The organism is Patescibacteria group bacterium (assembly GCA_018896645.1).
In the GTDB taxonomy this organism is placed as follows: domain Bacteria; phylum Patescibacteriota; class Patescibacteriia; order UBA2591; family JABMQE01; genus JAHIMF01.
In genome coordinates this window covers 16,880-28,201 of the sequence record JAHIMF010000026.1, presented here as the reverse complement: position 1 = coordinate 28,201, position 11,322 = coordinate 16,880, and the positions used below count along the sequence as shown (strand labels likewise).

Genomic DNA, 11,322 nt, shown 5'->3' with positions numbered 1-11,322 from the left:
TTTTTCAAAATAATTCTTATCCTCCTGCCGGCCAACAATATAATATCTTAAATTCGGATATTTCTCTTTCACCTGCGCCACCGCCTTCAAAGAAACATGAAACCCCTTCCGCTGCTTCAACATCCCCACGCTCAAAATCATCTTGTCATTCGTATCCTTTCCTCTGTTTTCGGTAGAACCTGAGCTCGCCGAAGGTTTCAATTTCTCTGTTTCTTTTATATTAAACTTATCTAAATTAATCCCATTATTTATGACCACACAACGCGCTTTAGGGGCTCTCTTCAAAATCTCGCTTTTCGTAAAATTACTAATGCAAACCACCATTTTCAAATGTCTATAAGTCCACCTCAATAATCCAGACCAACGGCGGCTAAAAAAAGGAACGATTGAATAAGTGCCATGGGCGGTTGAGACTACTGGTTTGCCGCTCAACAATCCAATCACTACTGCTAAAAAAGAATAAGGAAAATCCATGAAGGAATGAATTAAATCAACCTTTTTCGCTTGGGGATATATCTTAAATAAATATTTTAAAAACAACCAGGGCCTCATTATTCTGTAAATTTTACTCTCTCCTGGAAATATATAAAATATTTTTGAATTTGGAAAAGACAAATTCAACTCTTTGTCCTGCTTGGCTGTAAAAATAATCAACTCATTTTCTTTGGCTAATTCTCCAATCAAATCCAAAGAATACCGGCCCAGGCCGCATTTTTCTGAGAACGTTAAGGTGGTGATTAAAATCTTCATCATATTTTGGCTAATTTTAGAGGAAAATATAGACTTTGCTATTGACTTTATTTTAAATATACGCTAAACTAAAACATTGCTAATTTGACCGCGAATTCTAACCCTAACCCTATAACGAACAAGGGGGGGTAGAAAATGGGACCACTTTTTCATGTTACGACCGGCATCGCCCTAACCCGTTTCTTCCCAAGCTGGGAAGATAAGGTAATGATATTGGCAGGTAGCGTCGTCAACGACATTCCAAATACTGCTATGGTGATTTGGAACAGCATCAAACACCGACCATGTTTTAGTCATCTACCACGGTGGTTCAACGAAATTCAGGATGCTATTCACTCACTATTAGTGTGGATAGGATTATGGATATTCTTCCATTACGTCTCAACTCATCTCAATCTCATTCTAACCTTCTGTATCGGAGCTTTTATTCATGTCTTTGTGGACATGTTCACTCATGAAAAGGATGAATATGAAGGCCAACCATCATGGATCTGGCCTTTAAATAAAATTTTCCCTAAAATTACCCTCTATGGAAAAATATCGCTCTTTGACTACCGAAGGTTCGGATTAGATATAAAAAGCCTTTTCTTCGCACCCTTCAATATTCTGAGTGCTCTGGGTGCGTTCGTCGTAATTTACGGTTTATCGCTGATATTCCGCTAGGAGGAAAATATCAGCTCCTCGCAAAGCCCTTCATCTATACTGATGCGGGGCTTTTAATTTTATCCATTTTAAAACTGATTTTCTATTTTTCGCAAATAACTTAAGCATATTCATTGGGTGACTTAAATAATAACTTACCTTTGCCCGGCGCACAAATTTAAAAATATCTTCATAACTCAAATCAGGCTGCTCAAAAATTGGCTGATACTTGCAAAAATTTAAAGGTGGATGATGTCTTTCCTCCTCAAATGGTTTGCTCCACGAAAAATCACTATGCAATGTCCCCATTTCTTTAGCCATAATCTCTAATTGAGTACCTGGATAGATTACTGCCAAACTTTGAGTTGTCTCCTCTACGCCAATATTATAATACAAATAACGACTCAAATAAACGGTCTTCTTAATATCCTCGTATGTCTCACCAGGCAAACCATGGATAAAAAATACTTTGAGTTTGATACCTGCTTCTTTAATCATTTTAGCCGCTGCGATTCCTTGCTCAACCGTGATCACTTTTTTGATGTTTTTTAAAATTTTGTCACTCCCAGATTCAATGGCCATAGAAATATATTCACATCCCGCCTCTTTCATTTTCTTAAGCATCTTAAAATCAACAGTATTTGCCCTTGCCTCACACCACCAACTCACTTTTAAATTCCGTTTTAGTATCTCATCACAAATATCTAGCACTCTTTGTCTATCCATCGTAAAAACATCATCAAAAAAACCAACTCCATCAAGTTTGTAATTATCTAACAAATACTCAATTTCGTCAACCACATTTTTGGCACTGCGATATCTAATTTTATGACCCCACTGTCTCGCTGTCGAACAAAAAACACAATTATAAGGACAACCACGAGAAGTAATCACTGTTGTACAGGACCTATTCGTCAAAGGAATTGTTTGCCCATATTCTTCTATTGGCGGTAGTAAATCCCGAGCCGGCAAAGGCAAACTGTCCAAATCTTCTACAAATTCAGCTGATTTATTATGCACAACCTCGCCAACATCATCCCTAAAAGAAATACCTCTTACTGATTTCAATTCACCACCTGCCTCTAAAATTTTAACCAAATTTAGAAAACTCTTTTCGGCCTCGCCTCTAATAATAATATCAATCGCCTTAATATTCTTTAAAGTGTCATCCGCCGCCAAGGTTACATGCGGACCGCCAGCTATTATTTTAATTTCAGGAAAATTCTTTTTTATTTCAGTAGCAGTCTCAAAACTTAAAAACCGATTTTGGGTTCCAATGGACAAGCCGACTAGATCCGGTCCCTCTTTTTTCAATCGTTCAATAATCTGATTAACAGACAGCTCTTCATGCACGGCGTCAATAATGCTCACATTAAAGCCCTCCCCCCTTAGAACCCCGGCTATCCAAGCCAAACCCAAAGGCGGCATGGTCTGTTTGGTCTGATATATTGACGGCGGAAAAATTAAAGCTATATTCATTTGATAAAGTTTAGAATATCAGACGCCCTTTTTTCCCAGGTGTATTTTTTAACCAACAGCTTACTGTTCTTGCTAATTTTCTCACTCAACTCATTATCTAAAAACACTCGATTAATTCCATTCGCCAAGCTTCTGGGATTATCCGGCTCTACAAAAACTGCCTCCTCTTTGCTTAAAACTTCCCTCATACTCGGCAAATCGCTAACCACAATCGGCCGCTCACTTGCCATATACTCAAACAATTTCATTGGAGAAGTATAGGTTGTTGAAATTTTTTCTTTAGCTGAATTGGGCAAAACTAAAACATCAGCCGCTTTTGAAAAATAAGCCATCTCTTTGTGCGGCCTAAAGCCCCTGGTTCTCACTTTGCTAAGTCCATTCTTCTCCAGATAATCTTGATAATTTTTTAAATCCTTGTCCATGCCACCAACCACAATCACTTGGCAATCTTTACTTAAATATTTACTTGCGTCAGCTAAAGTATAAACGCCTTTCCATTGGAAAAGGTGGCCGGTATATAAAATTAGCTTCTTGTCTGTTGGCAAGTCCAATTTCTTGCGGCAATCTTCTTGCGATTCTTTAATGTTAAATTCTTCCAAATCAACCGCATCTGAAGCGACCAATATTTTTTGTTCTGGATATCCGACTTTAATAAACTCTTTTTTTAAGCCCTCAGTAATTACGATTGTTCTTTTTAATCTTTTTAAAATAAATTCATAAGCCCAAGAAAATTTTTTTGGAAAACTATGCGCCTCCCAAATTAAATTTTTCCTTCCGCACAATGCCAAAAAAAATAAAGCGAACTTATCTCTAGTATAGACAACATCAACCCTTCTGAACAATAAATAAATACTCAAAAAAATAGTAAAACTTGCGTTTTGAATCCAAAATCCAAAATGTCCAATTATCTTCTCCAATGGAATCAAATCAATAGAAAAAATTTTGCGGATTCTAAAACTTTTCTCAACTCCATAATATTCAAAGGCGTCTCCTTTATTCCGTACTCCGCCAAACCGCACCGGAATCAAAAGCTCGACGTCAACTCGCTCATGAGTAAACGCCTCGCACATCTTCATCACCTGATAAGAATTCGCCTTCTGCGCTGGTATTACACTTGTGGCTATGTAAGTCAACTTCATGTCGTACTAATTATCAATTATAAAACGCCGATACCACAATTGAAAAGTAATCACTGCCCAAATTAAATGTAAATTATATTTTCTCCTTTCGCAATGATCGTCAAACATCTTCTGAACTTCCCTAAAATTAATATACTCGCTTGTATCAACATAATCTTTGCTCAAAACCTCCTTCGCCCACCCCTTCAAATCCGTGCGCAGCCATTCGCTCATCGGCGCCAGCCAAACTTTCTTATGCGCTGATTTTTTCACGTGCTCTGGCAAAAATTCATCCATTGCCTGTTTCCAGATCAATTTTGTCTGATTTTTTAATATTCCTAATTTCATTTTGCTGGGAATTTGATACGCCAATTCCACCAGCCGATGATCCAAAATCGGCACTCTTTGCTCCAAGCCAAAAGCCATGGTCATTTTATCAGTCCGCATTAATGATTCATCAACTAACCAAGTTTTAAAATCCATCATCATAAACTGCTTCTCAAAATCCTTCTTCAAACTTCCATGCGTATCGTTCGTACCCTTAGTTTCTTTATTTCCCTGTCCCCCGAAGCCTTGGCGAAGGGGGATTTGTTTCTCTATTTCTTCAAACTTGTTTTTATAAAAATCATGAGTCAATCTCGCTTTATTCACTCCTTTACTCAAAACTCGATTTACCTCATTTCCATCCTGAAACATAAATTTCGCATATCTTTCTATTCCTTTTGGATAATCTAAATTCTTACCAAACAACTTGCCTAGCTTTGCCAAAACACCCATTTTACTCATAACATAACTCAATCTATATCTTTCATAGCCCCCAAAAAGCTCATCCCCGCCATCGCCGCCCAAAACCACGGCCACTTTTTCTTTGGCAAACTTAGATAGCAAATATGTTGCCACCTGTGTTGTATTACAAATCGGCTCGTCAAGATGCCTGATAACATCTTCTATGTTTTCCAGAATATCTTTGGCTGAGATTTTTATTTCATGATGTTCAGTATTATAATGTTTCGCAGTCTGCCTCGCTAAATTAAAATCTCCGTTAAATTTATCATTGGGATCATTAACATCAAACCCAACTGAAAAAGTTTTAATTTTCCTGTGTCCTAATTTTACCATATTCCCTAAAACACTGGTAGAATCAATCCCGCCCGACAAAAACACGCCCAATGGCCGATCACTCACCAACTGCATCCCCACCGCATCCAGCATTAAATCTTGGATATTCGTCTGTATCCCACGATAACGAAGCTCACTGCGGTTCGCTTCGTCACTCCTCTCATTAATATCCCAATATCGTTTTATTGTTACTTGCCCATATTTTAATGATAAATAACATCCCGGTTCCAACTTCTTAATCTCCTTAAACATCGTCAACGGCCCAGGCACATATAAAACCCGAAAATAGTGATTCAATGCTTCCAAATCAATTTCACGCTTCACGCAAGAATGTTCAAGAATCGCCTTAATTTCAGATGAGAAAATGAATTTGTCATTCTTAAAATAATAATACAAAGGTTTGACACCGACCCTATCCCGCGCCAAAAACAACTCCTTCTTCTCCTTGTCCCAAATCGCAAAGGCAAAAATCCCATTCAATTTTTGTAAACATTCTTTACCCCATTTATCATAAGCTGCCAAAATCACCTCTGTATCTGATTCGGATTTAAATTGATAATCCGATAACTCTTTTTTTATTTCTTTAAAATTATAAATTTCGCCGTTGAATACGATGGCCAAAGATTGGGTCAAGGGACCCAATCTGCCGCCAGTTGCTTGGGTGGGTTGGATCCCTTGACCCAACCATATCATCGGCTGATGCCCCCTCTCGCTCAAATCAATAATCGAAAGCCTTTGATGACCCAAACTTATACCATCATCAACCCAAAAACCAGAGTCATCCGGACCCCGATGCTTAACCTGCTCATTCATTTTTTGAATGAGCTTCTCATCTTTAAAATTGAATCCATTTATCCCACACATAGCGTGATAACTAATAATTGATAATTAATAATTCTTTTTGGAATCTTTGTTTATCTTGATTAAAATATTTATCTCTTTAGGAAGTTTTCTCAATTCACCAATGATGTGATTATACTGTTCATCTATTAATAATTTTCTTTTTAATGATTTCTTAGTCCAAAACTGCGATTCAAATACCGATGCTCTGGAATAATGGAAAAACTTAACTTTGTCCGAAAAATGAAACCTGCCAAAACCTTCTGCAATATTCGAACCAATAGAATCTATAGCCCTGACAAACTGATCCCCTACTGTCTTTTTCGCAAACCAATCCCATTTTATTACAATATCCCAAACATAATCAGCTAACTCATCAGCAACCACATAAGCAGTCAAGTCCCCTATTTTTTTAACCTCCTTAGCCATAAATTTGAATAAAACGAAATTTCCTCAGCCCTTGGCTGTAATTATCAATTATTAATTATTAGTTATTAATTATCAATTATTAATTATTTTAAAACCCGCTCTAACCAAACTCACAAACTCATCCCAAGATTTGACCTTCTTCAACTTCACCCACGCCTTCTTCCACAAACCAGCGCCACCAAGATTCCTCGTCATATACGCCTTCACCCGCTCAATCTCCATTCCCTGCATCTCAAGTAACGGCAAGCTTTTATCCACCCCGGCAATTTTATATTTCTTTGATTCGTACGGCGAGTTCCAGGAAAAATCCGCCGGCATCCAACTCTCTTTTCTTGCCCAACTCTCCATCTCTGTTCCGGGATAAACAATCGTAAAACCATAGCAAGGATTTACCCGAGGAATCTGCTTCAACTCCTTCATCAAGTCAACCGTCATCCGCAAATCATCCCAACGCTCATACGGCAAATTGACCATAAAATTTACAGTTACTAACATCCCCACTTCACTTGACCAGCGCACTGCCTGCCGCACTTGTTTCAAAGTAATGTTTTTCTTTATAATCTTTAAAATCCTCGGGCTCCCGGATTCCACTCCATAACTAATCCTGATACACCCGGCATCATACATATATTTTAACAACTCTTTATCAACCGTATTCACCCGCGCCCGAGCATACCATTTTATATTCAATTTTCTTTTTTTAATCTCATCGCAAATCGCTCGCACATGTTCTTTGGAAATTGTCATTGTATCATCCCAAAAATCAAAGCCAGAATATCCAAAATTCTTATGCAGATATTCAACCTCGTCTATAAATTTTTCCGGACTTCGCAATCTCAACCGACCCAACCCAAACACCGCATTAGAACAAAACACGCAACGATTCGGGCAACCCCGCGAACTAATCACGCCCACGGACCGGATATTTGTATCATCCATTGTCCGCTGATACAGCTCCATATCAAATAGCTCCCAGGCTGGCGTCATCAATTCGTCAATATTCTCGGTCAAAGGACGGGTGGGATTAACGACATAGCCATCCACATTCAAGATTTGTGATTTGGGCTTTAAAGTTTGAAATTTATTTGGAAATTGGAAATTGGAAATTGGAAATTTTCTGTAAGTAACTCCCAATACATTTTCAATTTTTACTCTCCCTTCCAGCGCTCTAATCAATTCAACCGTAGTCACCTCGCCTTCGCCACGTACAATCGCATCCAATTCATTCACCTTGTCCATCGCATCTTCATGCGTCAAAGAAAAATGCGCGCCTCCAGCAAAAATAAATAAGTCAGGTTTACGACACTTCAACGCCCTAATCAACTCAATCGCCTGAAACCGATTATTCGTAGAACCTGTCACCCCCACCGCATCCGGCTTCAATTTCAAAATCTCCTCAACAGTTTTGTCCACATCCCAAAGATGCGTATGCGCGTCAACAATTTTCACGTCATGCCCATCGTTTAACAAATGCCTGGACACATAGCCAATGCCAAGAAACGGCAAACCTGCGCGTTCCAGGTCGCCTTGAGCTTGAGGGGTTGTGGTTAGTATTATCTTCATACAACAGATTTAGCAGATTATAACGGATTATTATATTGACTAACATTAGCGGAAAAAAATACCTTAAAACCTTGACTTTTTAAAATTGGTATGCTATAATGAAATATCTGAAATTTATTATCCAACAACCCTAAACCCAAAGAAGGGAGAAACAGTGAGAAAGCAACTTCCAAAATTCTGGCCGTCTCGTTTTATAGGGGTGGCACTCGGGGGGTCCTACTATGTCTCTCGGCGGGATCACATTTTATACGGCTCTTCACCGGCCTTATCTCAGTAGAGCCATCGACCTCGCTACTCGGAATGATTGTAGGAGCCGCACTACTTGCGGTATCCGTTCCGAAATGTAGGCCCAAGTAAACCCACCACCCACCCCGCAGGTTGTCTCTCTGGCAACCTGCGGTTTTTCTTTTTAACTAAAAAATCGGACTCCAATCCGATTAACTATGCAAAAGTTCTATCAGTTTATCAACGCTAATCTCCGCGTCTTCTAAAATCGCCTTTAAAGTACCCCGAGGAATATCTTTACCCTGATGAACAGCAATAATAACTCTTCTATTATCAGAATGTTTTAAAACTAAATGACTCGTGCCCCGCTGTCGATGCTCAAAAAATCCTAATCTTTTAAGGACTTTTAATAAATCTCTATCCTTTAAGATTGGTAATTTAGACATAGCGGGGAGAAGGTTTAACAGAATAGATTTCTGTTTCAGAAATAGTTTCAAATAATTCTAAACCTTGCTCCCTAGGAATTGGTTCGCCATCAGCTGCCAAGCTGGAAATATAAGCTCTGATTGCATCCTTTAAATTTTTCCGGGTCAGCTCAATTGATTCTCCCCAAGTATGACAACCGCGAAGACATGGCACATAACCGTGATAGGTACCATTCTCATCAGGCTCAATTATAACTCTAAATGTGTAATTTATCATATTTTAAACTTACCTTATTTTAACTAAATTGTCAAATTCTTTCACAATCTTCCCCCCCAACGCCTCAACACTATGATTCCCCACCACTTCCTGCCTCAATTTCTGACCCATATCTCTTATTTTTTCAATATTTTGATCGTCGGATTTGTAATTCGTAGCTATTTGTCGTCCATTTGTCGCCATTCGTGTATCATACAATTTCTTAATTTCTAAAACCTTATTTGCAAGACCCACATAATCTTCTTTCGGATACATCAGCTGCTCCCCCAACCCAATGTTTTCCAAAACCCCACTTGCGGCTTCATTGCATGTCAGCACCATGGTTCCACACGCCATCGCCTCCACAATCGCCCGGTCCAAACTTCCAGTATGGCTCATATTTAAATATAAATCTGCTTCTTGATAATATTTCACCACATCTTTATTCGGCACCGCACCAATAAATTTAATCTGCTCATCAAGCCCTTTGCTTTTTACCATTTTTTTAATTTTATCAAAATACTTCTCATGTTCTGCCAAATTCGCCCTGCCAAAAACTTTAATTTCAAAATCGCTCACACCTTGCTTGACTAAAACCTCCGCCGCCTTAATCATGGTCTCATAATCTTTTGAAGGCGCTATTCTGCCAATAGACACCATTTGAAACTTGAAGTTTGAAGTTTGAAATTTTTTTGTGTCCTTGTTTCTTGTTTTTAATAGAATCTGAGCTTGCCGAAGATCTTGTTTCTTGTTACCGTCTTCAACAGGTCTAAACCTATTCATATCTATACCTTGTCCAACCACTTTGATCTTATCTGACCCAACCCGACATCCTTCCTTCGTAGAAGTAAAAATAACATCAACACACTTCTCCGCTAACTTTATTTTCCAACCCGCATGCCCATGCGCGTACCATAAAGTCGCTTTCTTGCGATATAACTTCACAAATGGCCAAGAAGCAATACTAAAGATCGGGCTCATGTGAGAAAAGGCTACATCACACTTGGGCATCAATTTAAACATTAATCTAATAAAATTCAGCCAGCGACCAAAACGACTCACACCCGGCTCTTTTCCTAAAGAATATACTTCACAGTTTTCTGGTAGATGATACTCGCCTTTAGCTAAACATAAAACTTTCACGCTATCAACACGCTTCGCGATCGCCCTTACCCAAGGCACAAACGCCCCCAGCAAGTCATCATCTTCAGCTAATTTTTGACATATTATTAAAATATTCATGGTTTCACACTAGTGAACCATTCGCACGAATGGTTCCATAATTTTTTAACTCTATTAAACTATTCATCAACTTTATTAATTATCTCTTGATACTCTCCCGCCAAGTTACGTATCATCTCCTTCCTCTCAAACCGCATCACCGTCTTCCTCGCCGCCTCACCTATTTTCATATTTTCATATTCTCGTATTTTCATAATCTTATCAGCCAAATCTTCCGCATCCCACCCACAAAACATGCCATTCACCCCATCCTTAATCACGTCAATCATCACCCCCACTCTTGTCGTCACCACCGGCACCCCGCAAGCCATAGCTTCTAAACACACCCTCGGTCCACCCTCGTTCAAACTCGGCATCACAAAAAGTCTAGATTGATTGTACGTTTTTGCAACATCCTCGGCTGTCGGTAACCAACCAGTCAGCTTAATACTATCTTGTAATTGATAATTGATAATTGATAATTGATAATTTTCTTTTTCGGGTCCATCACCAATAATCGTGCACTTCAAATCCTTGCCCCTATCTTTTAAAATCTTCAATGCCTCAATTAACATCTTTACATTCTTATTCTTCGCTAATCGTCCAGCAAAGACTAAATCATACTTTTTCTCAACATCCACTGGTTTGAAAACCTCCAAATCAATATACTGCGATCCAATGTTTTTAATCTTATCTTCCGAAATTCCCAATTTTTTCAAAAATCCACTTGTCTGCTTCTGATTCACAACTCGCACAACTTTAGCTTTTGCGCAAACATATTTCACAAAAATTTTATATAAAAACCTATAAAACGCCTCCTTGAGATCAGCCGCCTTGGGATAGCCAACAATATGATGAAACTCAATCACATACGGCACCTTAATCTTATTATATAACCACCGCGCTCCAATCCCATTATAAAATGGGGGATACTCATGCACCGTCATCAAGTCATATTGATGCTCTTTGTGCAATTCCTGCCCCTTCCTCAAAATAAACCATGGCTGAAAGATTATCGCTTGAGATGACGGATGAACATAAACATTGTCAAAAACTTTTCGGTACTTGGAACTTGTATCTTGTAACTTGTTTGTATCTTGTAACTTGTAACTTGTAACTTGTGGACACACAATGTCCACCCTCTCCCAATACTTCCTAAACTCCTCAAGCATATAATAAAACGCTCCGCGCTTCCCAGCGGCTAAACTCCTATCACCACTTATCATTAATAGTTTCATATTCAAAAAATTACTTA

Annotated in this window: 11 protein-coding genes; 1 reads left to right on the top strand and 10 read right to left on the bottom strand. The window is 38.7% G+C overall.

What is annotated here, in order from left to right; translation table 11 throughout:
* On the bottom strand, positions 1-753 hold a 753-nt coding region (locus KKD20_01890), incomplete at its 3' end, for a glycosyltransferase family 4 protein (protein ID MBU4331853.1).
* A gap of 132 nt (positions 754-885) precedes the next feature.
* Here KKD20_01890 and KKD20_01885 point away from each other — a divergent pair.
* Complete coding sequence (locus tag KKD20_01885; GenBank protein ID MBU4331852.1) at positions 886-1,413, top strand: hypothetical protein; 528 nt, start codon at positions 886-888, stop codon at positions 1,411-1,413.
* A gap of 30 nt (positions 1,414-1,443) precedes the next feature.
* On the opposite strand, the gene KKD20_01880 is transcribed toward KKD20_01885, so the two are convergent.
* From KKD20_01880 to KKD20_01840, 9 genes are all read right to left on the bottom strand, one after another.
* The gene (locus KKD20_01880; protein MBU4331851.1) at positions 1,444-2,871 is read right to left on the bottom strand and encodes a B12-binding domain-containing radical SAM protein; all 1,428 of its coding nucleotides are present in this window, start codon (positions 2,869-2,871) and stop codon (positions 1,444-1,446) included.
* Entirely contained in the window at positions 2,868-4,010 is a 1,143-nt protein-coding gene (locus KKD20_01875; protein ID MBU4331850.1) for a glycosyltransferase family 4 protein, read from the bottom strand. Before KKD20_01875 ends, KKD20_01880 begins: the two co-directional genes overlap by 4 nt.
* A 6-nt stretch (positions 4,011-4,016) precedes the next feature.
* Positions 4,017-5,972, bottom strand: coding sequence for an asparagine synthase (glutamine-hydrolyzing) (gene asnB, locus KKD20_01870; protein MBU4331849.1), 1,956 nt, complete (start codon positions 5,970-5,972; stop codon positions 4,017-4,019).
* A gap of 24 nt (positions 5,973-5,996) precedes the next feature.
* Positions 5,997-6,377 carry a four helix bundle protein gene (locus KKD20_01865; GenBank protein MBU4331848.1) on the bottom strand — a complete coding sequence of 127 codons (381 nt, stop codon included), beginning with the start codon at positions 6,375-6,377 and terminating at the stop codon, positions 5,997-5,999.
* A 72-nt stretch (positions 6,378-6,449) separates the two neighbouring features.
* On the bottom strand, positions 6,450-7,940 hold the full coding sequence (locus KKD20_01860; protein MBU4331847.1) for a B12-binding domain-containing radical SAM protein: 1,491 nt from the start codon (positions 7,938-7,940) through the stop codon (positions 6,450-6,452).
* 437 nt (positions 7,941-8,377) lie between these two features.
* Entirely contained in the window at positions 8,378-8,611 is a 234-nt protein-coding gene (locus KKD20_01855; protein ID MBU4331846.1) for a type II toxin-antitoxin system HicA family toxin, read from the bottom strand.
* Positions 8,604-8,867, bottom strand: coding sequence for a type II toxin-antitoxin system HicB family antitoxin (locus KKD20_01850; protein ID MBU4331845.1), 264 nt, complete (start codon positions 8,865-8,867; stop codon positions 8,604-8,606). Before KKD20_01850 ends, KKD20_01855 begins: the two co-directional genes overlap by 8 nt.
* A gap of 9 nt (positions 8,868-8,876) precedes the next feature.
* A complete protein-coding gene (locus KKD20_01845) occupies positions 8,877-10,088 on the bottom strand; it encodes a glycosyltransferase (protein MBU4331844.1) in 1,212 nt (403 codons plus the stop codon).
* A 59-nt stretch (positions 10,089-10,147) separates the two neighbouring features.
* Complete coding sequence (locus tag KKD20_01840; protein ID MBU4331843.1) at positions 10,148-11,305, bottom strand: glycosyltransferase; 1,158 nt, start codon at positions 11,303-11,305, stop codon at positions 10,148-10,150.
* Positions 11,306-11,322 lie beyond the last annotated feature (17 nt).